The organism is Streptomyces sp. NPDC102514 (assembly GCF_055584525.1).
Window position 1 is genome coordinate 100445 of the sequence record NZ_JBVJLW010000017.1, and the last position, 25281, is coordinate 125725.

At 71.8% G+C, this 25281-nt stretch carries 25 protein-coding genes; 8 read left to right on the plus strand and 17 right to left on the minus strand.

Going from position 1 to position 25281, the window contains the following annotated elements:
* Positions 1–30: 30 nt before the first annotated feature.
* From ACZ60E_RS35450 to ACZ60E_RS35460, 3 genes are all read right to left on the minus strand, one after another.
* Entirely contained in the window at positions 31–1056 is a 1026-nt protein-coding gene (locus ACZ60E_RS35450) for a 6-phosphofructokinase (RefSeq protein WP_384808981.1), read from the minus strand.
* Between the two features lie 165 nt (positions 1057–1221).
* Positions 1222–1950, minus strand: a complete 729-nt coding sequence (locus tag ACZ60E_RS35455; RefSeq protein WP_189774306.1) for a type 1 glutamine amidotransferase — start codon at positions 1948–1950, stop codon at positions 1222–1224.
* A gap of 19 nt (positions 1951–1969) precedes the next feature.
* Entirely contained in the window at positions 1970–3208 is a 1239-nt protein-coding gene (locus tag ACZ60E_RS35460; RefSeq protein ID WP_107018927.1) for a MurT ligase domain-containing protein, read from the minus strand.
* Positions 3209–3351: 143 nt separating this feature from the next.
* On the opposite strand from ACZ60E_RS35460, the gene def reads away from it, so the two are divergent.
* Complete coding sequence (def, locus tag ACZ60E_RS35465; RefSeq protein WP_453793143.1) at positions 3352–3891, plus strand: peptide deformylase; 540 nt, start codon at positions 3352–3354, stop codon at positions 3889–3891.
* 196 nt (positions 3892–4087) lie between these two features.
* On the opposite strand, the gene ACZ60E_RS35470 is transcribed toward def, so the two are convergent.
* Positions 4088–4732, minus strand: a complete 645-nt coding sequence (locus ACZ60E_RS35470; protein WP_107018807.1) for a TetR/AcrR family transcriptional regulator — start codon at positions 4730–4732, stop codon at positions 4088–4090.
* A 169-nt stretch (positions 4733–4901) separates the two neighbouring features.
* Here ACZ60E_RS35470 and ACZ60E_RS35475 point away from each other — a divergent pair, with 169 nt between their 5' ends.
* A complete protein-coding gene (locus tag ACZ60E_RS35475) occupies positions 4902–6131 on the plus strand; it encodes an acyl-CoA dehydrogenase family protein (RefSeq protein WP_107018808.1) in 1230 nt (409 codons plus the stop codon).
* Between the two features lie 117 nt (positions 6132–6248).
* Here the strand turns inward: ACZ60E_RS35475 and ACZ60E_RS35480 are convergent, their stop codons facing one another.
* From ACZ60E_RS35480 to ACZ60E_RS35515, 8 genes are all read right to left on the minus strand, one after another.
* Entirely contained in the window at positions 6249–6779 is a 531-nt protein-coding gene (locus ACZ60E_RS35480) for a cupin domain-containing protein (protein WP_469445920.1), read from the minus strand.
* A complete protein-coding gene (locus ACZ60E_RS35485) occupies positions 6776–8002 on the minus strand; it encodes a cytochrome P450 (protein ID WP_384808974.1) in 1227 nt (408 codons plus the stop codon). The genes ACZ60E_RS35480 and ACZ60E_RS35485 overlap by 4 nt, the downstream gene beginning before the upstream one ends.
* A 1-nt stretch (position 8003) precedes the next feature.
* The gene (locus ACZ60E_RS35490; RefSeq protein WP_384808972.1) at positions 8004–9068 is read right to left on the minus strand and encodes a type III polyketide synthase; all 1065 of its coding nucleotides are present in this window, start codon (positions 9066–9068) and stop codon (positions 8004–8006) included.
* Between the two features lie 249 nt (positions 9069–9317).
* The gene (locus ACZ60E_RS35495) at positions 9318–9563 is read right to left on the minus strand and encodes a DUF6213 family protein (RefSeq protein WP_384808970.1); all 246 of its coding nucleotides are present in this window, start codon (positions 9561–9563) and stop codon (positions 9318–9320) included.
* Positions 9564–9588: 25 nt separating this feature from the next.
* The gene (locus ACZ60E_RS35500; RefSeq protein WP_469445922.1) at positions 9589–10974 is read right to left on the minus strand and encodes an NADP-dependent succinic semialdehyde dehydrogenase; all 1386 of its coding nucleotides are present in this window, start codon (positions 10972–10974) and stop codon (positions 9589–9591) included.
* Positions 10975–11106: 132 nt separating this feature from the next.
* Positions 11107–11583 (minus strand): NUDIX hydrolase, encoded by a 477-nt coding sequence (locus ACZ60E_RS35505; RefSeq protein ID WP_469445924.1) that lies wholly within the window; start codon positions 11581–11583, stop codon positions 11107–11109.
* Positions 11580–13136, minus strand: coding sequence for an ATP-dependent DNA ligase (locus ACZ60E_RS35510; RefSeq protein ID WP_469445925.1), 1557 nt, complete (start codon positions 13134–13136; stop codon positions 11580–11582). Before ACZ60E_RS35510 ends, ACZ60E_RS35505 begins: the two co-directional genes overlap by 4 nt.
* A gap of 94 nt (positions 13137–13230) precedes the next feature.
* Positions 13231–14169 (minus strand): NAD(P)/FAD-dependent oxidoreductase, encoded by a 939-nt coding sequence (locus ACZ60E_RS35515; RefSeq protein ID WP_469445926.1) that lies wholly within the window; start codon positions 14167–14169, stop codon positions 13231–13233.
* A gap of 77 nt (positions 14170–14246) precedes the next feature.
* On the opposite strand from ACZ60E_RS35515, the gene ACZ60E_RS35520 reads away from it, so the two are divergent.
* The 6 genes from ACZ60E_RS35520 to ACZ60E_RS35545 all read left to right on the plus strand — a co-directional run bounded on the left by ACZ60E_RS35520 (position 14247) and on the right by ACZ60E_RS35545 (position 19901).
* Positions 14247–14885, plus strand: coding sequence for a helix-turn-helix domain-containing protein (locus ACZ60E_RS35520; protein WP_469445927.1), 639 nt, complete (start codon positions 14247–14249; stop codon positions 14883–14885).
* A 212-nt stretch (positions 14886–15097) separates the two neighbouring features.
* On the plus strand, positions 15098–16099 hold the full coding sequence (locus ACZ60E_RS35525) for an NADPH:quinone oxidoreductase family protein (protein WP_469445929.1): 1002 nt from the start codon (positions 15098–15100) through the stop codon (positions 16097–16099).
* Entirely contained in the window at positions 16096–17298 is a 1203-nt protein-coding gene (locus ACZ60E_RS35530; protein ID WP_453795088.1) for an acyl-CoA dehydrogenase family protein, read from the plus strand. The genes ACZ60E_RS35525 and ACZ60E_RS35530 overlap by 4 nt, the downstream gene beginning before the upstream one ends.
* Positions 17295–18407, plus strand: a complete 1113-nt coding sequence (locus ACZ60E_RS35535; protein WP_469445931.1) for an acyl-CoA dehydrogenase family protein — start codon at positions 17295–17297, stop codon at positions 18405–18407. The genes ACZ60E_RS35530 and ACZ60E_RS35535 overlap by 4 nt, the downstream gene beginning before the upstream one ends.
* 288 nt (positions 18408–18695) lie before the next feature.
* Entirely contained in the window at positions 18696–19562 is an 867-nt protein-coding gene (locus ACZ60E_RS35540; RefSeq protein WP_469445933.1) for a phosphatidylinositol-specific phospholipase C/glycerophosphodiester phosphodiesterase family protein, read from the plus strand.
* Positions 19563–19706: 144 nt separating this feature from the next.
* Positions 19707–19901 (plus strand): hypothetical protein, encoded by a 195-nt coding sequence (locus ACZ60E_RS35545; RefSeq protein WP_107018929.1) that lies wholly within the window; start codon positions 19707–19709, stop codon positions 19899–19901.
* Positions 19902–19978: 77 nt separating this feature from the next.
* Here the strand turns inward: ACZ60E_RS35545 and ACZ60E_RS35550 are convergent, their stop codons facing one another.
* The 5 genes from ACZ60E_RS35550 to ACZ60E_RS35570 all read right to left on the minus strand — a co-directional run bounded on the left by ACZ60E_RS35550 (position 19979) and on the right by ACZ60E_RS35570 (position 25281).
* Positions 19979–21223, minus strand: coding sequence for a phosphodiester glycosidase family protein (locus ACZ60E_RS35550; protein WP_469445936.1), 1245 nt, complete (start codon positions 21221–21223; stop codon positions 19979–19981).
* 91 nt (positions 21224–21314) lie between these two features.
* Entirely contained in the window at positions 21315–21689 is a 375-nt protein-coding gene (locus tag ACZ60E_RS35555) for a DUF779 domain-containing protein (protein ID WP_469445938.1), read from the minus strand.
* A 451-nt stretch (positions 21690–22140) separates the two neighbouring features.
* Positions 22141–23208, minus strand: a complete 1068-nt coding sequence (locus ACZ60E_RS35560; RefSeq protein ID WP_469445940.1) for an ABC transporter ATP-binding protein — start codon at positions 23206–23208, stop codon at positions 22141–22143.
* Positions 23201–24226 (minus strand): ABC transporter ATP-binding protein, encoded by a 1026-nt coding sequence (locus ACZ60E_RS35565; RefSeq protein WP_469445942.1) that lies wholly within the window; start codon positions 24224–24226, stop codon positions 23201–23203. Before ACZ60E_RS35565 ends, ACZ60E_RS35560 begins: the two co-directional genes overlap by 8 nt.
* Positions 24223–25281, minus strand: a complete 1059-nt coding sequence (locus ACZ60E_RS35570; RefSeq protein ID WP_385836950.1) for an ABC transporter permease — start codon at positions 25279–25281, stop codon at positions 24223–24225. Before ACZ60E_RS35570 ends, ACZ60E_RS35565 begins: the two co-directional genes overlap by 4 nt.

The window sequence follows — 25281 nt, forward strand, 5'->3', positions numbered from 1 at the left end:
CGCGCCCCCCGCAGCTCTCCCGGCTGCGCGTCAGAGCACGGTCTCCGCTTCCGCGTACCGCGAATCCGGCACGGTCTTCAGCGTCTCGACGGCCTCCGCGAGCGACACCATCACGATGTCGGTGCCGCGCAGAGCGGTCATGTGCCCGAACTCACCCCGGTGCACGGCCTCCACCGCATGCCACCCGAACCGCGTGGCGAGCACCCGGTCGTACGCGGTCGGCGTCCCCCCGCGCTGGACGTGCCCGAGGATCACCGGCCGGGCCTCCTTGCCGAGGCGCTCCTCCAGCTCGATGGAGAGCTGCCGGGCGATGCCCGCGAACCGCTCGTGCCCGTAGACGTCCTTGCGGCCCTCGTCGTAGGTCATCGTGCCCTCGCGGGGCTTCGCACCCTCCGCGGCGACGACGATGGCGAACTTCTTGCCCATGGAGAAGCGTTCACCGACCTTGGCGGCCAACTCCGCGATGTCGAAGGGCCGTTCCGGCACGACGATCGCGTGGGCGCCCGCGGCCATCCCGGAGTGCAGCGCGATCCAGCCGGTGTTGCGGCCCATGACCTCGACGATCAGGACGCGCTGATGGGACTCGGCGGTGGTCTTCAGCCTGTCCAGGGCCTCGGTCGCGACCCCCACGGCCGTGTCGAAGCCGAAGGTGACGTCCGTGACGGCGATGTCGTTGTCGATGGTCTTCGGCACGCCGACGATCGGCAGTCCGCTGTCCGACAGGAGGCGGGCGGCCTTGAGCGTGCCCTCGCCGCCGATCGGGATGATCGCGTCGAGCCCCAGCTCCTCGACATGGCCCCTGGCCCGCTCCACACCGTCGCGCAGATGCGCGGGCTGGACCCGGGAGGAACCGAGGATCGTGCCGCCGCGAGCCAGGATGCCGCTCACCGCGTCGAGGTCGAGCTTGAGGTAGTCGCCTTCCAGCAGGCCCTTCCAGCCGTCCCGGAAGCCGATGACCTCGTCGCCGTGGTCGACGACGGCGCGGTGTACGACGGACCGGATGACGGCGTTCAGACCGGGGCAGTCGCCACCGGACGTGAGGACACCAATACGCATAGTCCGGAATACCTTCTCAACGTGGACCGGGAACCGGACCACGCTGTCCGGCAGGACGCCGCCACCCTACCGGCGGCAGGGGGCGGCTCCGCACTGTGCGTCCGCCTGCTGGACGTGCCCGCTCACCTGTGCGGGCACGTCACCGGATGGGCTGCCCCGGCGGGCTCAGGCAGGCTGCTGAGCAGCCGAGATGCGCTCGGAGCGCAGCGCCTCGTACCACCGGTCGTCGATCGGCGGCAGCGCGTTCACATCGAGCGCCAGCTTGAGCAGCAGATCCGCGATCAGCGGGTTACGGGCGAGCACGGGCCCGTGCATGTACGTCCCGAAGACCGTGTCGTTGTACGCGCCCTCCGTGCCGTCGCCCGTCCCGTTGCCCTTGCCCAGGCGCACGTTCGCGAAGGGGCGGGCGGTGGGACCCAGGTGCGTGATGCCCTGGTGGTTCTCGAAGCCGGTCAGCGGCGGCAGACCGAGGCGCGCGTCGATGTCGCCCAGCACGTCACCGACGCACCGCTCGCCCTCGCCGCGGGTGGAGTGCACGTCGAGCAGGCCGAGGCCCGGCTCGCGCTGGCCCAGGTCGTTGATGAACTCGTGGCCGAGGATCTGGTAGCCCGCGCACACCGAGAACACGATCGCGCCGTTGCCCACCGCGCGGTGCAGACCGCCGTCGCGGCGCAGCCGCTCGGCCGCCAGCCGCTGCGGCCGGTCCTCGCCGCCACCGATGAGGTAGATGTCGCCGGAGGTGGGGATCGGCTGGTCGCTGCGTACGTCGAGACGGGCCACGTCCAGCCCGCGCTGGCGGGCCCGGCGCTCGACGACGAGCGCGTTGCCCTGGTCGCCGTACGTGCTCAGCAGGTCCGGGTAGATCCACACCAGCCGAAGGCTGTTGTCACTCATTCTCTTCGTCCTCCGGGGTTCAGTTGCCGACACGACGCCGCAGATCCTGGAAAGCGGTGTAGTTCGCGATGACCTCGATACGGCCGGGCGGCGCCTGCTGCACGGCCTGGTCGAGGTTCTCGCAGACCTGGAACTGCTGGTTCGCGACCTCCAGACGAACGGCGAGGTCCAGCTTGCGGTCGCCCAGAACGAAGATCGGGTGACCGGTGAGCCGGGTGTAGTCGACGTCCCACAGCCAGGAGGTGTCGGTGCCGTCGGCGCCGCGCGCGTTCACCGACAGGATCACCGGGGTCGGCGGCGGGTCGATCAGGGAGAACGTCTCCAGCCAGCCCGCCGGGTTCTTGGCGAGCAGCAGGCGCAGGTCGCGCTGCATGAACTGCACGACGTCGTAGCGTCCGGCCACGGCCTGCACCTGGTACATGCGTTCCAGGGCGACCTGCGGCGGTACGCCGAAGACGGCGGCGACGGCGGCCGACGAGGCGGCGTTCGCCTTGTTGGCGCGGCCCGGCAGCTGGAGGTGGATCGGCCAGGCCGAACCGTGCGGGTCCAGGACGTGGTCCCCGGAGAGCGCCCAGCTGGGCGTGGGACGGCGGAAACCGCAGTCGCCGCAGAACCAGTCGTCGCCAGGACGCTGCATCACGCCGCCGCACGACGGGCAGGACCAGGCGTCGTCCTTCCACATCTGACCGGCGGCCACCCACACCACGTTCGGCGAGGAGGACGCGGCCCAGACGACCAGCGGGTCGTCGGCGTTGGCGACGACGACCGCCTTGGAGCCGGCCAGGCCCTCGCGCCAGTGCTCGGCCATCATGCGGGTCTCGGCCGCGCGGTCGAGCTGGTCGCGCGACAGGTTGAGCAGGGCGATGCACTTGGGATCCGTGTCCCGCGCCACCCCGGACAGATACTTCTCGTCGACCTCGATGACGGCGAACCGTGAGTCGGAACCGCCTGCCAGCGCCGAGGTGATGCCCGCGGGCATGTTCGCGCCCAGCGCGTTCGAGACGACGGGACCCGCCGCCCGCAGCGCCTCGGCGATCAGCCTCGTCGTGGTGGTCTTGCCGTTCGTCGCCGACACCAGGATCACGTCCAGGTGCTGAGCGAGCCTCGCCAGCAGGTCGGGGTCGAGTTTGAGCGCGACCCGGCCGCCGATCACCGATCCGCTGCCACGGCCCGCGGCACGTGATGCCGCCGCGACCGCTTTGCCCGCTGTCACGGCGAGCTTGGCCCGCGGCGACAGCGGGTCCGAGTTGCCTGCCATCAGTTCCCGATCCTCCTTGCGTACGGCGCCGCGCACTGCCCCCGGCAACGTCTGGCCCTCAGCCTATCGAGATCCACTCGCAGGCCCGAACCGCGGCACCACTCCGACGCCCGCGCGCCAGTGAGGACCGTACCCTTGCCGCCATGCGACACGGCTCGATCCCCGGCGCCCGAGGGCGCGTCCTTCCTCTGTCTTTGCTCGGCGACCCCGTGTTGCACACACGGTGTGAAGAAGTTGAGGAGTTCGGTCCCCAACTGGCCCGGCTCGTCGAGGACATGTTCGCGACGATGTACGCGGCCGAGGGGGTGGGGCTCGCCGCCAACCAGGTCGGGGAGTCGTTGCGGGTCTTCGTATACGACTGTCCCGATGACGACGACGTGCGGCATGTGGGGCATGTGGTGAACCCGCGGCTGGTCGAGGCGGACGGGGTGGTGCTGCGGGGGCCCGAGGGGTGTCTGTCGCTGCCGGGGCTCGAGGCGGGTACCGAGCGGTACGACCATGCCGTGGTGGAGGGGGTGTCCCTGGACGGGGCACCGGTGCGGGTGCACGGGAGTGGGTGGTTCGCTCGGTGCCTTCAGCATGAGTGCGATCACCTTGACGGTGGGTTGTATGTGGATCGGGTCACGGGGTGGCGACGGCGGAAGGTGCTTTGGCAAGCGGGGCGGGCTTCTTGGGGGAGTTGAGGGTTCGTTGTCGGGTGCGGGTCCGTCGTGGCTGGTCTCGCCCCGCGGCGGAGCCGCATATCGATACGGCCCCGCGCCCCTGAAGGGCAAAAGCCTGGGCCGAGCCCCGCTTTTCAGGGGCGCGGGGAACTGCGCGGGCAACCCCCACCGTCCCGCACCCCTGAACGGCCCGCGGCCCCCGAGAAATGAACGTCGGTCAGAAACCCGGGCCGCCCGCCTTGTCGCCTGCCGCTGCCAGGCGGCCCCAGAGGAGGTCGGCGAGGGCCTGGACCAGTTCGGCGCGGGCGCACGGGCGTTCGCCGAGCCACCAGTCACCGGCCGCGTGCATCATGCCGACGATGCCGTGGCCCCAGACGCGGGCCAACTGCTGGCTGTTCGGGCCGAGATCGACGCGCTCCTCGATGACGTCGGCCAACTCCTCGCCCATGCGGCGCAGGAGGGGGAACGAGTACGCGCCCATGTCGAAGCCCTGGTCGTTCTGCGGGCCGCCCTCGGAGGGGTGCATGAGGAAGCGGTACACCTGGGGGCGGGCCTCGATCGCCGCGAGGTAGGTGTCGAGCGTGGCCTCCACGCGCTCCCGGCGTTCGGCGGGTGCGTCGAGCGCGGCGCGCAGCGCTCCGAGGAGGGCGTCCGTGTGACGCTTGGCGAGGGCCGCGTAGAGTCCGCCCTTGTCGCCGAAGTGGCGGTAAAGAATCGGCTTGGTGATGCCCGCCTCCGCCGCGATGGCGTTCATGGAGGCGCCCGGGCCGTCGCGGAGCACCACCCGGTCGGCGGCCTCCAACAGCTCGCGCCGTCGGCGGTCGGCGGACCTCTGCTGATCGGTCCGCTGCGTGGTGTCCATGATCTCTCCCCACCCGTGCTGATTCGGTGACGCCTGCGCAACGTAACACCATGCGCAGGCCCCACCTCGAACGGGCTGCCGACCTGGAACGGGGAGTTGACTTTTACTACCGACCAGTAACAGGCTACCGTTACCGCAAGTAACACGTGAGTGCAGCGCTGGAGGGGACATGGCCGAGTTCACCATGGAGCTCAACGACGAACAGAAGGAGGTGCGGGACTGGATCCACGGCTTCGCCGCCGACGTGATCCGCCCCGCGGCCGCCGAATGGGACGAGCGGGAAGAGACTCCCTGGCCGGTCATCCAGGAGGCCGCGAAGGTCGGCATCTACTCCCTGGACTTCTACGCCCAGCAGTACTTCGACCCCACCGGCCTCGGCATCCCCATGGCCATGGAGGAACTGTTCTGGGGCGACGCCGGCATCGCCCTGTCGATCGTCGGCACCGGCCTCGCCGCGGTGGGCGTCCTCGCCAACGGCACCGAGGAGCAGATCGGCACCTGGATCCCCCAGATGTACGGCGACGCCAACGACGTCAAGGTCGCCGCCTTCTGCTCCTCCGAGCCCGACGCCGGCTCCGACGTCGCCTCGATGCGAACGCGGGCCGTGTACGACGAGGCCAAGGACGAGTGGGTCCTCAACGGTACGAAGACCTGGGCGACCAACGGCGGCATCGCCAACGTGCACGTGGTCGTCGCCGTCGTGGACTCCGAGCTGGGCTCCAAGGGCCACGCGTCCTTCATCGTCCCGCTGGGCACGCCCGGTCTGTCACAGGGACAGAAGTTCAAGAAGCACGGCATCCGCGCCTCGCACACCGCCGAGGTCGTCCTGGAGAACGTCCGGGTGCCCGGCTCCTGCCTGCTCGGTGGCAAGGAGAAGCTCGACGAGCGCCTCGCCCGGGCCCGTGAGCGGGCGAAGGCGGGGGGCGGCGAGCGCCTGAAGAACGCGGCGATGGCCACGTTCGAGGCCTCCCGCCCGGCGGTCGGCGCCATGGCGGTCGGCACCGCGCGGGCCGCATACGAGGTGGCCCTCGACTACGCGAAGACGCGCGAGCAGTTCGGGCGGCCGATCATCGACAACCAGGGCGTGGCCTTCCAGCTCGCCGACATGCGTACGTCGATCGACGCGGCGCGGCTGCTGGTGTGGCGGGCGTCCTGGATGGCGGTGAGCGGGAAGCAGTTCACGTCCGCCGAGGGGTCGATGTCGAAGCTCTTCGCCAGCGAGACGGCGAAGAAGGTGACCGGGCAGGCGATCCAGATCCTCGGCGGGAACGGGTACACGCGGGAGTATCCGGTCGAGCGGATGCACCGGGATGCGGCGATCTACACGATCTTCGAGGGCACGAGTGAGATTCAGCGGCTGGTGATCGCCCGCACGCTGTCCGGCATGCCGATCCGATAGCGCGTCCGCGGCGCCGTCGTGGCTGGCCGCGCAGTTCCCCGCGCCCCTAGATACCTAGGGGCGCGGGGAACTGCGCGGGCGACCCCCACCGGCCCGCACCGTGCCGGCGAGCGGACGCTACCCGTGGCGCAACGGCGTCAGTTGCTCGATGTCGTACTTCGACCGCAGCTCGGCGATCGCCGCCGCGTCCGGCGAACCCCCCGCGTCGAGGATCCGCAGAAGCTCATCGAAGTACCGTTCGTGATCCGGCGGCGGCGACGCCTGGAAGAACATCTTCGCCGGACCGTCCGTCGGGTTCGCGAACGCGTGCGGACAACCCGGCGGTACGGCGATCACCGTCCCCGGCGTCGCCCGCACCACCCGGTTCCCGGAACCCGACTGCCACCGCTGCCAGTTGTCCCGCGTCCGCACCAACGGCTCGAAGGCGAGCACGTCCAGCTCGCCTTCGAGGACGTAGAACAGCTCCTCGCTGCGTGCGTGGACGTGCGCGCCGACGTCGAAGCCGGGCGGCACGACCACCTCGAAGCTGGACGCCGCCCGGGAGTGCGTACCCGTCACCTTGAAGGTCACGTGCTGGGCCGGCGTCCGTACCGTACGGCCGTGCCCCGGTGGCACCAGCAGACCCTCGGGCGGCGTGAGCGCGGTCACCAGGTGACGGGCAGAGCCTCGGGCCCGCGGATCAGCGCGCCGCGCCGCCACGGCACCTCGTCCGCCGAGACGGACAGCCGCAGCGTCGGAATCCGGTCGAGGAGCGTGTTCACCATCAGCTCCGACTCCAGGCGGGCGAGCATGCCGCCCACGCAGTAGTGCGGACCGTGCCCGAACGCCACATGCGGGTTGGCGGCGCGGTCGAAGTCGATCCGGTCGGGGTCGGGGAAGACGTCCGGGTCCCGGTTGGCGGCCAGGTAGGACACGTAGATCGCGTCGTCCTTCCTGATCCGTACGCCGTGCAGGACGACGTCCTCCGTGGCGATCCGGGAGAGCCCCACGGCGTTGCGGTGCGGGATGTACCGCAGCAGTTCGTCGAGGGCCTGCGGGCGCAGCGACGGCTCGTCGCGCAGCCGGTCGAACAGCGCCGGCCTGGTCATGAGGATGTACAGCATCTGGCCGGTGTTGTTGGTGACGGCCTCGCCGCCGATCTGGATCGGCCCCGCGAGCGCCACCGCCTCCTCCTCGGTGATGTCGCCCCGGCCGACCGCCGCGCCGAGCAGCGAGGTGACGTCCTCGCCGGTCGCGCCGCGGCGTTCGGCGATGAGCTTGGCGAAGTACACCTCCATGTCCCGCTTGGCCCGCTCGCTGGCCTGGGCGCCTTGGCTGGAGGAGAGGATCGACTGCGTCCAGGTGTGCAGCGTCTGCCGGTCCTCGGCCGGGACCCCCATCAGCTCGCAGATGACGGTCATGGGGAAGGGGGCCAGGACCCGGTCGATCAGATCGGCCGGGGGACCGTCCCGGAGCATGTCGTCGACCATGGTGTCCAGGGTCTGACGGGCGTTCTCCCGCAGGCGCTCGACGCCGCGCGAGGTGAACGCCGCGTTCACCGCCCTGCGCAGCCGGGCGTGGTCGGGCTTGTCGACGAAGCTCATCGCGCCCGCCGCCGGGATGAAGTGCGGTGCCAGCCGGGTGACCTGCCGGCCGAGCACCTTCGCCCGGCTGAACCGGGGGTCGTTCGTCACCAGCCGTACGTCGTCGTAGCGCGTGACCAGCCAGGCCCAGCCCTCGCCGTTGGGCAGCTGGATCCGGTTGATGGGTCCCTCGCGCATCAGCTCGGACAGGACGGGGTCGAAGTCGACCCCGGTCAGGTCCAGGGCGGGCCAGTGCCGTACCGGGGGCGCTGCCGCGGTCTCTTGGTCCAGGGTCAGGTCAGAGGTCATGTCACGCCGTCATTTCGCTCGTGCGGTGCCAGCGGCCCAGCGCCATCTCGGCGGTGATCCCCGGCCCGAAGCCGGCGAGCAGTCCGCGCGCCTTGTGATGGGAGCCCCCCTCGTCGAACAGCCTGCGCAGTGCGTCCAGGACGACGGCGCTGGCGATGTTCCCGTACTCGGTGAGCGTCGCCCGGCTGAACCGGAAGGCCTCCGGTGCCACTTGGAGGAACTTGCTGAGGTCGTCGAGGATCCGCGGACCCCCGGCGTGGATGATGTAGAAGTCCAGGTCGGAGGCGTCCCAGCCGTGCAGCCCTGCCAGGTTGTGCAGGGCGGGGGCGAGCGGTTCCATGGTGGCCGGCACCCGCTTGTCCAGCAGGAAGTGGAAGCCGGTGGCCCGTACGTCGTACATGATCCAGTCCTCGGTCTTGGGGATCAGGTACGAGCCGTTGCGCTCCAGCAGGATGCCCTCGCCGCCCTGTCCGCGGACCACCGCGGCGGCGATCCCGTCGCCGAACAGGCCGTTGCACAGCAGCGAGCCGACGCCCAGGTCGGTGGGCTGGTAGCACAGCGAGCAGAACTCGCAGGCCACGATGAGCGCGTTGGCCTCGGGGTAGGCCGTGCAGAAGTCGTGCGCCCGGTTGATCGCGGCGCCCCCGGCGGCGCAGCCGAGCTGCGCAATGGGTATCTGGCGGGTGTCGCTGCTGAACCCCATGGCGTTGATCAGCCAGGCCGTCATCGACGGCATCATGAAGCCCGTGCACGAGACGTAGATGATCACGTCGATGTCGGTGGCCAGGACCTCCGCGTCGTCGAGCGCGCGCTGCACGACGGCCGGCACACGGGCCTTCGCCTCGGCCGTGTACACCTTGTTGCGTTCCTCGAAGCCGGGGTGCTTCAGGGTCTCCTCGATGGGCTGCACGATGTGCCGGGTGCGTACACCGGTGTTCTCGATCAGCCGCAGCGCGAGCGGCAGTTGGGGGTGATCGGGGTGGCGGGAGCGCGCCAGCTCAAGCGTCTCCTCCATCGTGATCACGTATTCCGGAACAGAGACCGCGGGTCTGCACAAAGTCGCCATGTGCCTGCGCCTTCTCTCGCCCGCCGGGAACTCCCTCTCCCGGACGGAAGGGTGGTCCCACCACGATCACCCGAGAAGTCCCGTTTATCGCGCCGGACTACTCCAGACCGGGGACAAGCCCCCTGGGTAGAGCCCCGTAAGGGGCGCGGGGAACGGCGCAATCTTTTGTCTTTGGCTTTCAGGGGCGCGGGGAACTGCGCGCCCAGCCCCCACGCACCCGCAGCATGCGGACGACCTCAGAACGCCCCCTCAGCCGGAGGCACCGGCACCCCCACTGCTGTGCGCAATGCACGCCACATCAATGCGGTCGGCAAGCTTGGCCAGCTCAATGGTCAGCGCGGCCACCGTGTCCTCGTCGAGCCCGTGCTCACCGGCCTCGACGAGATGCAGCCACCGCCCCCCCATCGTGCGCAGCAGCTTGCTCACATCGGCGGCAGCCACCTGCAGGGTCCCGCGGTCGTCGACGATCAGGGGCAGGGTCACTTCGCGGTTCACACCGGGAATCGTAGCCGCGGAAGGCTCACGCTCCGTGCCATACGGTGGTGATGTTGCAGAACTCTCGGATTCCGTGACCCGACAGCTCACGCCCGTAGCCGGACCGTTTGACCCCGCCGAACGGGAACGCCGGGTGGGACGCGGTCATCCCGTTGAAGAAGACCCCGCCGGCCTCCAGATCCCGTACGAAACGGTCGGTCTCGGCCTCGTCGCGGGTCCAGACGTTGGAACTCAGCCCGAACGGCGTGTCGTTGGCGATGGCCACCGCCTCGTCGAGGTCGGCGGCACGGTAGAGCGTGGCGACCGGGCCGAACGCCTCCTCGTGGTGGATGCGCATCTCGGGCGTGATGTCGGCGAGGACGGTCGGCGGGTAGTACCAGCCGTCCCCGTCGGGCCGCTCACCGCCGCACAGCACGGTCGCGCCGCCCTCGACGGCGTCGTCGACGAGTTCCGTCAGGTCGTCGCGGCCCTGCTCGGTGGCGATCGGGCCGACGTCCGAGCCCTCGTCCAGGGGGTCGCCCACCGTGAGGGCCTTCATGGCCTCGGTGAAGCGTTCGGCGAAGGCGTCGAAGACGTCCGTGTGGACGATGAACCGCTTGGCGGCGATGCAGGACTGGCCGTTGTTCTGCACCCGGGCCGTCACCGCCGTCTTCGCGGCCTTGTCGAGGTCCGCCGACGGCATGACCACGTACGGGTCGCTGCCGCCCAGCTCCAGGACGGTCTTCTTGACCTCGTCCCCGGCGACCGAGGCGACCGCGCGGCCCGCCGGTTCGCTGCCGGTCAGGGTGGCCGCCTTGATCCGCGGGTCGCGCAGGATGTCCTCGATGGCGCCCGAGCCGACGAGCAGCGTCTGGAAACAGCCCTCCGCGAAGCCCGCACGGCGGAACAGGTCCTCCAGGTAGAGGGCGGTCTGCGGGACGTTCGAGGCGTGCTTGAGCAGTCCGACGTTGCCCGCCATCAGCGCGGGCGCGGCGAAGCGGATCACCTGCCAGAGCGGGAAGTTCCACGGCATGACGGCGAGGACCGGGCCGAGGGGGCGGTAGCGCACGAGGACGCGGGAGGCGCCGGAGTCCTCCGCGTCGTTCTTCGCGCCCTCCTCGTCGGCGAGGAGTTCCTCGGCGTGGTCGGCGTACCAGCGCATCGCCTTCGCGCACTTCGCCGCTTCGGCGCGGGCCTGCTTGACGGGCTTGCCCATCTCGGTGGTCATCGTCCGCCCGATGTCCGGTGCGTCGGCCTCCAGAAGGTCGGCCGCGCGGTGCATGAGCCGGGCGCGCTCCTCGAACGACGTGGTGCGGTGCGTCTTGAACGCGGCCTCCGCGGCGGCGAGGCGGTGTTCGATCTCGCTCTCGCCGAGGGCGTCGTAGGTTTTCAGAGTTTCGCCGGTTGCCGGGTTCACTGTTGCGATGGGCATTGCTCTTGCCTCCTGGTGCTGTGTGTCGGGTGCGGGTCCGTCGTGGCTGGTCGCGCCCCGCGGCGGAGCCGCATGTCGATGCAGGCCCGCGTCCCTTTCGGGGTGCCCCCCAGGGGACGCGTGCCCCTCTCGTCAGCGCATATGTGCTTCCAGGCGGTTCAGGAACTCCGTCTGGGCCTTGATCAGGACCGCTCTGGCGCGGGTCAGGTCCAGCCACTCCACGCGGTCCAGTTCCGGGAACTCCTGGACGTGGCCCGAGCCGCGCGGCCACTCCATCGAGAAGGTGCCGGGGACCATGGCCGCCGGGTCGAGGTCCGCCTCGACGGCCCAGGCCGTGACGATCTTGCCGTTCGTCTGGGTGACCTCGCCGAGGGGGACGGGCTCGCCGTCGGGCGGGGGCAGGCCCAGTTCCTCCTGGAACTCGCGGCGGGCGGCGTCCCAGGCCGGTTCGCCTGGCTCGTACTCGCCCTTCGGCACGGACCAGGCCCCGGCGTCGCGCCGCGCGAAGAACGGACCGCCCATGTGGCCCAGCAGCACCTCGGTACCGTGCCCGGTGCGGCGGAACAGGAGCAGGCCCGCGCTGCGTTTCGCGGCGGCGGCCGGGGTCATGCGGCCACCCCCGGGTGCGCGGCGAGCACCGTTTCGACGGTGTCCGCGTCCGCGGGTGTCTTGTCCTCGCGGTAGCGCACGACCCGGGCGAACCGCAGGGCGACGCCCGCCGGATAGCGGGTGGAGCGCTGCAGACCGTCGTACGCGATCTCCACGACCAGTTCCGGGCGGACGGTCACCACGTAGCCGCTCTCCTCGACGGGGGCGACGGCGAGTTCCTGGAGGCGCTCGGTCTGCCAGGCCAGCATCACGTCGGTGAGGCCCTTGAACGTCTTGCCCAGCATGGCGAACGTGCCGTCCGGTCTGCGGGCGCCCAGATGCAGGTTGGAGAGCTTGCCGGTGCGCCGCCCGCTGCCCCACTCGGCGGCCAGCACGACCAGGTCGAGGGTGTGGACGGGCTTGACCTTCAGCCAGGAGGCTCCGCGCCGGCCCGCGCTGTAGGGGGCGTCCAGGGACTTGAGGACGACGCCCTCGTGGCCGCGTGCGAGCGTGTCGGCGCCGAACCGTTCGGCGGCGGCCCGGGCCGGCTCGTCCGTGGGATCCGGGACGAGGAGACGGCGTACGCGCATCGGCTCGGGGACCAGCCGGGCCAGCTCCGCGTGGCGGTCGGCGAACGGCAGGTCCAGCAGGTCCTGGCCGTCCACCGACAGGGCGTCGAAGAAGACGGGGGAGACGGGCACGGCCTCGGCGGCGGTCGCCACGTCCACCCGGGAGCCCACGCGGCCCGCGGTCTCCTGGAAGGGCCGGGGCCGTCCGTCGTCGTCGAGCGCGATGACCTCGCCGTCGAGGATGAAGCGGTCGACCTTCAACTCCCGTGCGGCGTGCGTGATCTCGGGCAGCCGGTCGGTGATGTCGTCGAGGGTGCGCGTGTAGACGCGTACCTCGTCGCCGTCGCGGTGCACCTGGACGCGGATGCCGTCGAGTTTCTCCTCCACCACGCAGGCGCCGAGCTTGTCGAGCGCTTCTGAGACGGAGGGGGCGCTGTGCGCCAGCATCGGCAGGACGGGCCGGCCGACGGTGAGGCTGAATTCCTCCAGTGCCTCGGGTCCGTCGGCCAGCAGCCGCTCGGCCACGGTCTGCAGCGAACCCGCCAGCATCACGGCCCTGCGTACGTCCGCGGAGGGCGCGTCCGTCGCCCGGGCGAGCCCTTCGACCGCGACGGCGTCGAGGGCGCCCTGCCGCACCTCGCCGCCGATCAGCGCGCGCAGGAACTTCTGCTCCGGCTCGGTGGCCGCGCCCATCAACTCCCCGACGAGCCGCGCCCGTTCCGCCTGCGAGCCGGTGCCGGAGACGGCGCCGAGAGCGGTCAGGCGGCTGTCCACGTCCCGCACGGTCAGGCTCGTCTCCCCGGCCGGCGGGACGGACGCGCCGAGGAGTTTCCAGCCGACACCGAGCCGCCCCTGGGGCAGGCGGCCCGCCAGATACGGGATGACGATCGGCACGTCGTCCGCCTCCGCGTCCCGGAACAGCTCCGCGAGCAGAGCGACCTTCCGGGACCGCGCCGAGGTGGCGGCGACCTCCTGGGACACGTTGGCGAGCCGGGACAGCAGCATGAAGTCATCGTGCTACGGAGATGCCCGGACTACACCTGGGCGGACGGACACCCGGGCCCGGCCGGGTCCGCACCGCCCGGCCCGGACGGTCACGTCACCGCACCCGCACCGCCGCGTCCAGGTCCGCGAACAGCAGTTCTCCGTTGATCGTGGCTCCGGCGCGGTAGCCGCCGCTCGCCGCGTTCACGACCTGTTCGCCGAAGCCGATCGCGTTGCCCGCCGCCCAGACGCCCGGCACGCTGGTCAGGCCCGTCGGGTCGACGGCGGCGTACGAGCCGAACGGGGTCTCCTGGAGGTCGGCGCCCAGCTGTTCCAGCAGGCCGGTGCGGGGGACCGGCCTGGGCGCGACGAACAGCACGGAGCGCTCGTGGGCCGTGCCGTCCGCCAGCCGGACCGCGGTCAGCCGGTCGTCGACGACGTCGAGTCCCGCGACCTCGCCCGGCACCACGGCGACCCCGGCCGCCGCGAGCCTGCGCAGATCCTCGTCCGCCAGCTCCTCCTCCGCGACCGTGTGCAGGAACAGGGTCACGTCCTTGGACCACTGGGAGACCATCAGCGCCTGGTGTACGCCCATCGGGGTCGTCGCCAGCACGCCGAAGGCCTGGTCCCGCACCTCCCAGCCGTGGCAGTACGGACAGTGCAGGACGTCCCGGCCGAAGCGCTCGGCGACCCCCGGCACGGACGGCAGCTCGTCCGCGAGGCCGGTGGCGACGACCAGCCGGCGCCCGTGCACCCTGCGCCCTCCGCCGAGCGTCACGTCGAACCCGCGGTCCGCGTCCCGCGCCACGTCCACCGCGAGATCCCGGACGAGCTCGACGCCGTACCGGGCGATCTCCTCGCGCCCCGCGGCCAGGAACCCGGCCGGTGACATGCCGTCCCGGGTCAGATAGCCCTGCATGTGGGCGGCGGGCGCGTTGCGCGGCTCGCCCCCGTCGATCACGAGGACACTCCGGCGTGCGCGCCCCAGGACGAGCGCCGCGGACAGTCCCGCCGCGCCCCCGCCGACGACGACCACTTCATACGTATCGGTCACGGTGACCACCTCCACCCAGAAGGTCGCCCCACGGCACCCGTATTGACAAATGGCTTTGCCGAAACTGCAATAAGGGCATGAGTGACCACAAGGACCACGAAGAGCCCGGGGAGCAGGGCGACCGTGACACGGAGGGCGTCCTCGCGGAGGTCGGGCCCCGGCTGCGCCGCGTCCGCAAGGAGCGCGGCGCCACCCTCGCGGGCCTGTCCACCGCCACCGGCATCTCCGTGAGCACCCTCTCCCGCCTGGAGTCCGGCCTGCGCAAACCCAGCCTGGAACTGCTGCTGCCCATCGCCCGGGCCCACCAGGTGCCCCTCGACGAACTCGTGGGGGCGCCCCAGGTCGGCGACCCGCGCGTCCGGGCGGCCAAGCCGATCGTCATGCACGGCCGGACGCACTGGCCGCTCACCCGCCAGCCGGGTGGCCTGCAGGCCTACAAGGTGCTGGAGCCGAAGCGCAAGGACGAGCCGGAGCCGCGTACGCACGAGGGCTACGAGTGGCTGTACGTGCTCTCCGGGCGGCTGCGCCTGGTGCTCGGCGAGCACGACGTCGTACTCGGCGCGGGGGAGGCGGCCGAGTTCGACACCCGCGTGCCGCACTGGTTCGGGTCGACGGGGGAGGGGCCGGTGGAGTTCCTGAGCCTCTTCGGCCGGCAGGGGGAGCGGATGCACGTCCGGGCCCGCCCGAAACGCGGTGGCGGCGGGCAGGCCGGCTGACGTCGGTTGCGCCGTTCCCCGCGCCCCTTGGGGGTTAGAGGTGCCGTGGGTCTGAGGGTGTGGGGCCGGCTGGTGTGGGCGTGCGCCGTGCCCGTTCCCCGGACCCCTGGAACCCGCGGCCCCTGACTGTTCCCTGCACGGCAAGCGACCGCTTAGTATGCAGTTGACCCCGAGGCGCGAACAGAACAGACCCAGTCCCGTGGAGGCCCCGCATGCAGGCATGGCAAGTGCACGAGAACGGTGAGCCCGGCGAGGTGATGCGGCTCGCGGAGGTGGAGCGGCCCGTCCCCGGCGACGGCCAGGTCCTGCTCAAGGTGCGCGCGGCGAACATCAACTTCCCGGACGTCCTGATGTGCCGCGGGCAGTACCAGGTCAGGCCGCCGATGCCGTACACGCCAGGGGTGGAGATCTGCGGCGAGACCGAGGACGGCCGACGGGTCGTCGCCAACCCCGCGCTGCCGTACGGCGGCTTCGCCGAGTACGCCGTCGCGGACGCCGCGGCCCTGCTGCCCGCGCCCGGGGCGCTGGACGACGCCGAGGCCGCCGCCCTGCACATCGGCTACCAGACCGGCTGGTTCGGCCTGCACCGGCGGGCCCGCCTGGAGGCCGGCGAGACGCTGCTCGTCCACGCTGCCGCAGGAGGGGTCGGCAGCGCGGCGGTGCAGCTCGGGAAGGCGGCGGGGGCGACCGTCATCGGTGTCGTGGGCGGCGCCGACAAGGCCGCCGTCGCCCGCGAGCTGGGCTGCGACGTCGTCGTGGACCGGCGCGCCGAGGACGTCGTCGCCGCCGTCAAGGCGGCCACCGGTGGCCGGGGCGCCGACGTCGTCTACGACCCTGTCGGCGGGGACGCCTACACGCAGTCCGCCAAGCTCGTCGCCTTCGAGGGCCGGATCGTGGTCGTCGGCTTCGCGAGCGGCACGATCCCCAGCCCGGGGCTCAACCACGCACTCGTGAAGAACTACTCGATCATGGGCCTGCACTGGGGCCTCTACAACACCAAGGACCCGAAGCTGGTCCTGCGCTGCCACGAGCAGCTCGCCGAGCTGGCCGCCCGCGGGGCGATCAGGCCGCTCGTCAGCGAGCGCGTGCCGCTGGCCGGTGCCGCCGACGCCGTCCAGCGGGTCGCCGACGGTGTCACCACGGGCCGGGTCACCGTGCTCCCCGCCCTCGGTGCCGTCGCCGAGGGCACGAGCGAGAACGGGGCCGTGGCATGACCGACACCGTGAGCGGGGCGGTGGACGCCGCCGAACTGCGCCGCCGCACGCAGGAGTTGCTGGCCGCCCACCCGGTCGACCGTACGGACCGGGTGGACTTCCTCAAGGCCCGTTTCGACGCCGGACTCGCCTGGGTGCACTATCCGGAGGGTCTCGGCGGCCTCGGCGCGCCGCGCTCCCTCCAGGCCGTCGTGGACACCGAGTTGGAGGCCGCGGGGGCTCCCGACAACGACCCGCGGCGCATCGGCATCGGCCTCGGCATGGCCGCGCCGACGGTCCTCGGCTACGGCACCGAGGAGCAGAAGAACCGCTTCCTGCGGCCCCTGTGGGTCGGCGAGGAGGTCTGGTGCCAGCTGTTCAGCGAGCCGGGCGCGGGTTCCGACCTGGCGGCCCTCGGCACGCGCGCCGTGAAGGACGGCGACGAGTGGGTGGTCAACGGCCAGAAGGTGTGGACGTCCAGCGCCCACCTCGCCCGCTGGGCCATCCTCATCGCCCGGACCGACCCGGACGCGCCCAAGCACCGCGGCATCACCTACTTCGTCTGCGACATGACCGACCCCGGTGTCGAGGTGCGGCCACTGCGCCAGATCACCGGCGAGGCCGAGTTCAACGAGGTGTTCCTCACCGACGTCCGCATCCCCGACGCACACCGCCTCGGCGAGGTCGGCGACGGCTGGCGGGTCGCGCAGACCACGCTCATGAACGAGCGGGTCTCCATCGGCGGCATGCGCATCCCGCGCGAGGGCGGCATGATCGGCCCGGTCTCCAGGACCTGGCGCGAACGCCCCGACCTGCGCACCCATGACCTGCACCAGCGCCTGCTGAAACTGTGGGTCGAGGCCGAGGTGGCCCGGCTCACCGGTGAACGCCTGCGCCAGCAGATGGTCGCGGGACAGCCCGGCCCCGAGGGCTCCGGCATGAAACTCGCGTTCGCCCGCCTCAACCAGGAGATCAGCGGCCTGGAAGTCGAACTCCTCGGCGAGGAAGGCCTGCTGTACGAGGACTGGACGATGCGCCGGCCCGACAAGGTCGACTTCACCGGCCGTGACGCCGGCTACCGCTACCTCCGCTCCAAGGGCAACAGCATCGAGGGCGGGACCAGCGAGGTCCTGCTGAACATCGTCGCCGAACGCGTGCTGGGGCTGCCCTCCGAGCCGCGTACCGACAAGGACGTCGCCTGGAAGGATCTGTCCCGATGACAGCGCAGACAACGCAGCGCGCACAGCCCGACCTGCTGTACTCGGAGGAGGAAGAGGCGCTGCGCGCCGCCGTCCGCGACCTGCTCGCCGACCACTGCGACCCGGCGGACGTCATCGCCCGTACGGAGTCCGGTGCGCCGCACGACCGCGAGGCGTGGAAGGCCCTCGCCGAGGGCATGGGCCTCGCGGGCCTGCTGGTGCCCGAGGCGCTGGGCGGCCAGGGTGCCACGCACCGCGAAGCCGCCGTCGTCCTGGAGGAGTTGGGCCGCGCGGTCGCTCCCGTGCCGTATCTGACGAGTGCGGTCGTCGCCACCGAGGCGCTGCTGGCGTGCGACGCCGACGACCTCCTCACTGAGCTGGCGTCCGGCCGCCGCATCGGTCTCCTCGCCGTCGCCCTGAACATCGCTCCCGGCGGCGCCCACCGGGCCGTACGGGTCGAAGGCGGCCTCCTGCGCGGGGAGTTGACCGGTATCGCGGACGCGGTCGCCGCCGACGTGCTGCTCGTCCCCGCCGAGGACGGCGGCCTGTACGCGGTCGACGCGGACGCCGTGACCGTCACCCCGCAGGTGTCCCTGGACCTGACCCGGCCGGTCGCGACGGTCGTCCTCGACGGAGCGGAGGCGCGCCGGATCGGCGACGCCGCCCCCGCCGTACGACGGGCCCTGCGGGCCGGTGCCGGACTGCTCGCCTCCGAGCAACTGGGCCTGGCGGAGTGGTCGTTGACGGAGACGGTCCGCTATCTGAAGGAGCGCAAGCAGTTCAACCGGCCGGTCGGCGGCTTCCAGGCGCTCAAGCACCGGCTCGCCCAGCTCTGGCTGGAGACCGTCCACACGCGCGCCGCGGCACGCAACGCGGCCGACGCGCTGGCCGACGGGAGCGGGGACAGCACGGAGGTGGACGTGGCGGTGGCCCTCGCCCAGGCGTACGCGGCGCCCGTCGCCGTCCATGCCGCCGAGGAGGCGCTCCAGTTGCACGCCGGTATCGGCATGACCTGGGAGCATCCGGTGCACCTCTGTCTGAAGAGGGCCAAGGCCGACTCGATCGCGTACGGCACGGCGGGCAGCCACCGGGAGGCACTGGCCGAGCTGGTGGACCTCCAGGCTCCCTGATCGACCCGCCGACCCGCCGACCCGCCGACCCGCCGATTCACCGATTCGCCGACTCACCTGCACGCAGTGCGCGAAGGCCCGTTTCTGCCCCCTGGGGACGCCCCTGGGGACGGGAGCGGGCCTTCGTGTGCAGGTGCCGGCCGGTGAAGTGAACGCACCACGGCAGTCCGGCCAACTCCCCGCACGGCTCTGCTCCTTGGGCATGTCCACGCCGCATACTCTCCCCAGTCCCGATTTCGTCGGCCCGGGGCGCCCGTGGCCCCGAACGGCATTCCCAGGGAGGCAGACATGGCCCTCACCACCCGTCGCAGAGCCCTCACCACCCTCGCCGCCGGACTGGCGGGCGGTATCGCCCTGCCCGCGTACGCACAGGCGAGCGAGGACAGGCACCGCCCGCGCCCGCTGTGGCGTGCCCACGCCCACAACGACTATCTCCACCCCCGGCCCCTGTTCGACGCGCTCGACCACCGCTTCGGCAGCGTCGAGGCCGACATCTACCTCGTCGACGGCCAACTCCTCGTCGCCCACGACCCGGTGGAGCTGGACCCGGCCCGCACCCTGGAATCCCTCTACCTGAAGCCCCTCGCCGCCCGCGTGAAGGCCAACGGCGGCTCGGTGTACCGGGGGTACCGCAAACCCCTCCAGCTGCTCATCGACATCAAGACCGAGGGTTCGGCCACGTACCTCGAACTGGACCGCCGACTGCGCCGCCACCGGCACCTGTTCACGACGTACGCCCATGGCCGTGTCCACCCCGGCGCGGTGACCGCCGTGATCTCCGGCGACCGGGCCGCCCGGGTGCTCATGGAGGCGCAGACCGTACGGCACGCCTTCTACGACGGCCGCCTCCTCGACCTGCTGGCCCCCGTCCCGGCCCCGGCCTCCTTCATCCCGCTGATCAGCGACAACTGGACGCTCAACTTCACCTGGCAGGGCGTCGGCACGTTCCCCGAGGCCGAGCGGCAGAAGCTGCGCGGGATCATCCTGGCCGCGCACTCCCGGGGGCAGAAGGTCCGCTTCTGGGCCACCCCGGACCTGGCGGGCCCCGCCCGTGACGCGGTCTGGAGCGAACTGCTCGCCGCGGACGCCGACTACTTCAACACCGACGACCTCGCGGGCCTGGAAGCCTTCCTGGACGCCCACCGGCGGGCGTAACCAGGCCGCGGGTCCGGCCCGGCGCCGTCACACGCAGTCAACACACGTTCGGCGGACACGTCAGCCGCACGGACGAACCCCCCGCTACGCCACACTTGCGGCCGAAAGCCGCGATGTGGCGTGGCGTGGCGGAGGAGGTTGACGGTGGCTATTTCCATCTCTGTGGTGCTGCTGCTCGTGATTCTGACGGTGGTCTTCCTGCGCAACGGCGCGCTGAAGCTCTCGCACGCGGTGGTCTGCGTCCTGCTCGGCTTCTATCTCGCGAGCACCAGCATGGCGCCGACCATCCACGACGGGATGACGGCGACCGCCGACATCGTCAGCAGCCTCAGGCCCTAGCGGGCCTCAGGCCCTAGCGAGCCTGAGGCTCCAGTGAGCCTGAGGCCCTGGTGGACCTCAGGCTCCTCTGACGGACGTCAAGCCTTGGAGAACACGCCGATCCCGTTGGGCACCGGGCGTTCGGCCCCGCCGCTGGGGTGGTTGCGCACGGTCGCGGTGGTCGAGCCGGGCTCCCGGGCGGCCAGCGTGGTGGAACCGCCCCCGTCCAGACTGAACGCGTCCACCGAACCCAACTCCTTCATCTCGGCGGCGACTTCCGCGATGGTGAGCCCGCTGCGGAACTCCGCCGCCCCGTCGAGCGCCAGCAACAGCAGCCGCTTCCCGCCGTCGGAGACGCCCGCAGCGGTCCGTACCGCCGCCGTCACGTCGTCGAGCCCCGCGAGCGGCTGCCCGCCCCGCAGAACCGGATACCCGCCGATCGCGAAGCGGTACGGGGTCTTCGACGCAGCCGCCACCAGCCGGTGCCGCACCCCGACCTGCTCGCCCACGGACAGCTTGCGCAACTGCTGGGCCCCCGCCTCCCGGCCGACCAGGATCGTGGTGTCCGAAGCGATGGTTCCGCTGCCGGGGGTGTCGGCCGATGACACGACCCGGCCGTCCTGGACGGTCACCTCGTAGGTGTCCGTGCTGCAGGGCGCGGCCCGGTCGGTGTCCGTCCCGCAGGTGGCCCGCAGCCGGGAGACCTGACCCCAGTCCGAGGTGAACGCGCCGACGGAGCCCACGGGCAGCGCGTACTGGTTCAGCCCGCCGAGCGGCAGCGTCGCCCCGGCGGTCTCGACCGAACCGTCGAGCGCCAGGCTGTCGAGGCGGGCCCTGCGGTCCGTGCCGACGCCGAGCACGTCCCTGGTGGTCGTGCCGGGCGGCAGGGCGGGACCGAAACGCTGGCCGTTCGGGACCGCCGCCTTGAAGGTGTGCCCGTTCGCGATCGCCGGGCCGACGGACGCGCCGGTCGCCTCCACCCCCGGATGCTGGGTCTCGGTGATGTTGAAGAAGTCCCCGTTGACCCCCGCGACGGCGCCCTGGGCGTCGGCCAGCCGGGAGACCGTCGCGCGGGCCGCGACCACGCCCGGGTGCAGCAGATCGACGCTCACCGCTGGGTTGGCGAGATCCACGCTGAGGACATGCGCGTGCGTCACGCCCTTGGCGGCCGGGATGTCGAACTCCGTATAGCGCACACCCGGCGCGATCCGGCTGAAGACCGGTGCGCCGCCGGTCGGCGCGCTGCTGGCCGGTGCCGCCCCGGCGAGGGCGGCGCCGGTCAGCGCGCTCCATGCGGCGAAGACCGTCAGTGCGGTTCTGAGTCGTCCGGTGCGTGGTGTCATCGGTGTCACGGTGCCCCTGCTCTCTCCGCTGTCTCCTCAAATGACGCAGGACACAGGGGAGTTCAGCACAGAGAGGGTGCCATGACGATGACTACGTGCCGACGAGGCGCGAACGCGTCAGGAAACGTACCCCTTCGGGTGCCTCCAGGGAGAAGCCGCTGCCCCGGCCCGGCACGACGTCCACGATCAGTCTGGTGTGACTCCATACCTCGTGCTGGCTCCGCGACATCCAGAACGTGACCGGTTCGTCGACGCCCTCGACGGCCAGGGAGGCGAGCAGGACGTCGGAGTCGCCGGTCCTGAACTCGCCCTCCGGGTAGCACATGGGCGCGCTGCCGTCGCAGCAGCCGCCCGACTGATGGAACATCAGTGGACCGTGCGCGTCCCGCAGTCTGCGCAGCAGATCGGCTGCGGCGGGGGTGAGTTCCACGCGTGGGGCGGAGTCGGGGTCGGTCGTCGAGGACACCGGGCATCACTCCTCATCACTTCGGAGGTACTGCCGCGGACCCTACATCCGGCTGCGGGCCAGCGGGGGTGGGAAGGGTTGCGTCTTCGGCTGCGGGCCGGTGGGGGTGGGCCGCGCAGTTCCCCGCGCCCCTGAGAGGCGGGGCTGCGCCCCGGCCTCCCTGGCGGCGCGGAGGGGGTGCGTCTTCGGCTGCGGGCCGGTGGGGGTCGATCGCGCAGTTCCCCGCGCCCCTGAGAGGCGGGGCTGCGCCCCGGCCTTGCCACTGGTGATTTTGGCTGCGGGCCGGTGGGGGCTGGTCGCGCAGTTCCCCGCGCCCCTGACGGGCGCCGGGGTGCAGGCCGTTCCCGCGGCCCGCGCGTCCCTGAGAGGGTCGGGGCGCAGCCCCGCCCTCGAGGGGCGCGGGGAACTGCGCGGCCCACCCCCACCGGGCCGCAGCCGACGAACCACCCGTTCACGCCCGCGCACCAGCACCCGCCTCAAGAGGGAAGTGGCACAGCGCGGTGTGGGAGCCCCGCTCGACCACCGGCGGTGCCTCCGAGCCGCACAGATCCTCCGCCCGCGGACACCGCGTGCGGAACCCGCACCCCGACGGGATGTCGAAGGGCGAGGGAATCTCCCCCTTGAGCTGGATCTCCCGGTCCCCGGACGCGCCGGATGCGTCCAGAACTGGCGCGGCCGACATCAGCGCACCGGTGTACGGATGCCGAGGACGCTCGAAGACGTCCTCGGTGGCGCCGTGTTCGACGACCTTGCCCAGGTACATCACGGTCACCCGGTCGGAGATGTACCGCACCACGGACAGGTCGTGGGAGATGAACACATAGGCCACGCCGAGGCGTTCCCGGAGTTCCGACAGGACGTTCAGGACCTGGGCCTGCACCGACAGGTCCAGCGCGGAGACCGGCTCGTCGCAGACGATGAGGTCGGGGTCCAGAGCCAGCGCGCGGGCGATGCCGATGCGCTGGCGCTGCCCGCCGGAGAACTCGTTCGGGTAGCGGTGGGCGTCGCTGTCGCGCAGCCCGACCAGGGAGAGGAGTTCGCGGACGCGCTTCTCCCGGGCCTTCGCGTCCGGTACGACGTCCCGGTGGGTGCGCCAGGGCTCACCGATCAGGTCGGCGGCCGACATCCGCGCGTTGAGCGAGGCGAAGGGGTCCTGGAAGACCATCTGGACGCGGCGGCGCCAGGCCAGCAGGTCCTTGCCGCGCAGGGCGAACGGGTCGGTGCCGTCGAACCGTACGGTGCCCGCGTCGGGCCGTTCCAGGCCGAGCAGCACCCGGGCGAGGGTGGACTTCCCGCAGCCCGACTCGCCGACGAGCCCGAGGGTCTCGCCCCTGCCGAGCCGGATGTCCACCCCGTCCAGGGCGGTCAGCCGGCGGCGGCCGTGACCGAAGGTCTTGGTGACACCGCTGACCTCCAGCAGGGGCGCAGGCTCCTCCGGTGCGCCGGCGGGGTGGCCCTCGACGAGGGTGGTGGCGCGGGTTGCGGACGTGCGGCTCTCAGGCACGGGACGTTCAGGCACGGTCGAGCTCCTCGGAGAAGTGGCAGGCGGCCGTGCGGCCCTCGCCCGACGTACGCAGGACCGGCCGTTCCCGGACGCAGCGCTCGCGCACCAGCGGACAGCGGTCCTGGAAGACGCAGCCGGCCGGCACCGCGCTCAGTTCGGGCGGGCTGCCGGGTACGGCGGGCAGCGGACGCCCGCGCACGGCGTGTTCCGGCACCGAGTCGAGCAGTCCCCGGGTGTAGGGGTGGCGTGGGGCGGCGAAGACCTCGCGCACCGGGCCGTTCTCGACGACCGTGCCCGCGTACATGACGACCACGTCGTCCGCGCGCTGGGCGACCACGGCCAGGTCGTGCGTGATCAGGACGAGGGCCATCTCCCGCTCGTCCTGGAGGTCCCGCAGCAGCCGCATGATCTGCGCCTGCACGGTCACGTCGAGCGCGGTGGTGGGTTCGTCGGCGATCAGGACGTCGGGGGCGAGGGCGACGGCCATCGCGATCAGCAGCCGCTGCCGCATACCGCCGGAGAACTGGTGCGGATAGGAACGGGCCCGCTGCCGGGGCTCGGGGATGCCCACCCGGGTCATCAGCTCGACGGCCTTCTCGTGCGCCTCGCGCCGGGAGAGTCCGCGGTGGATGCGGAACGGCTCACCGATCTGCCGGCCGACCGGCTGGACCGGGTTGAGGGCGGTCAGGGCGTCCTGGAACACGATCGACAGCACGGGACCGGCGAGTTTCCGGCGTTCCGCCGGGCTCATCCGGAGCGTGTCGCTGCCCCTGACCCGGACGGCACCGCCGGTCACCTCGGCGGCGGGGTCCAGCAGCCCCACGACGGACAGTGCGGTCATCGACTTGCCGCAGCCCGACTCGCCGAGGAGGGCGAGGGTACGGCCGCGGCGGACGCTGAAACTGACGCCGTCGACGGCCCGTACCCGCCCGGCGGGTGTGCTCAGGTCGACGCGGAGCCCTTCGACGTCGAGGGCGGGGGTGCTGTCGGGGAGATCGGCGGCGGACGGCGAGGGCGCGGCGGTGGTCGTCACGGGATCAGCTCCGGGGGTACGGCGGCGGAGGCACCGCGGCGCTTGGTGGGCAGCGTCAGTCGCCAGCGCTGGGCGGGGTCGGTGGCCATGCGGACCCAGGCGGCGAGCACCGTGGCGGACACGGTCGTGAACACGATGGCGAGCCCCGGGAGCACGGTGATCCACCAGGCGGTCTGGAGGTACTGCCGGCCCTGGGCGACCATCAGGCCCCAGCTGACGTCCGGCGGCTGGATGCCGATGCCCAGGAAGCTGAGCGAGGACTCGGTGAGCATGACGAAGCAGAAGTCGAGCGTGGCGACCGTCAGCAGGGTCGGCAGGGCGATCGGCAGGATGTGCCGGTGGATGATGTGCCGGCTCGGTGTGCCGAAGGTACGGGCGGCGTCCACGAACAGGCGGCTGCGCAGTTCGGCGGCCTCCGCCCGCGCGGTGCGCAGATAGACCGGGATGCGGGCCACCGCGAGGATCAGCACGATGTTCAGCGCGCTCGGCGAGAACACGTACAGCACGACCACGGCGATCAGCAGGGAGGGGAAACTGAGGATCACGTCGGCGACGCGCAGGGCGAGGCTCTCGCGGCGGCCTCCGTGGTAACCGGCCCACAGGCCGAGCGCCGAGCCGATCAGCAGCGAGCACAGCACGGCGGGGACGGCCACGGACAGGGTCGTCGCGGCGGCGTCGACCAGCCGGGCCAGCACGCTGCGCCCGAGGACGTCGGTGCCGAACAGTCCGTACACCCCGTCGCCCAGGGACGGGGGCCGCAGGGAGGCGTCCAGGTCCTGCCGCTGCGCGCGGTCGCCGATGACGAGGCGCCCGAACAGCGCCACGAGGACGACCAGCGAGAGGACGACGGCGGCGACGGCCGCCGCACGGTCGCGGCCCAGCATCCGCCACCAGTTCGCCCGGCGGGGCGCGGATCTGCCGTCGGTCGAGGTCTCGGCCGCAGCGGTGGTCGCGGTGTCGGCGGTGGTGGTGTCCGGGGTGTCGGCCGCGGTGGTGTCCGCAGCGGTGCCCACGGCTGTGTCCGTGTCCGCCGTCGTGGGTTCTTCTCGGGGCAT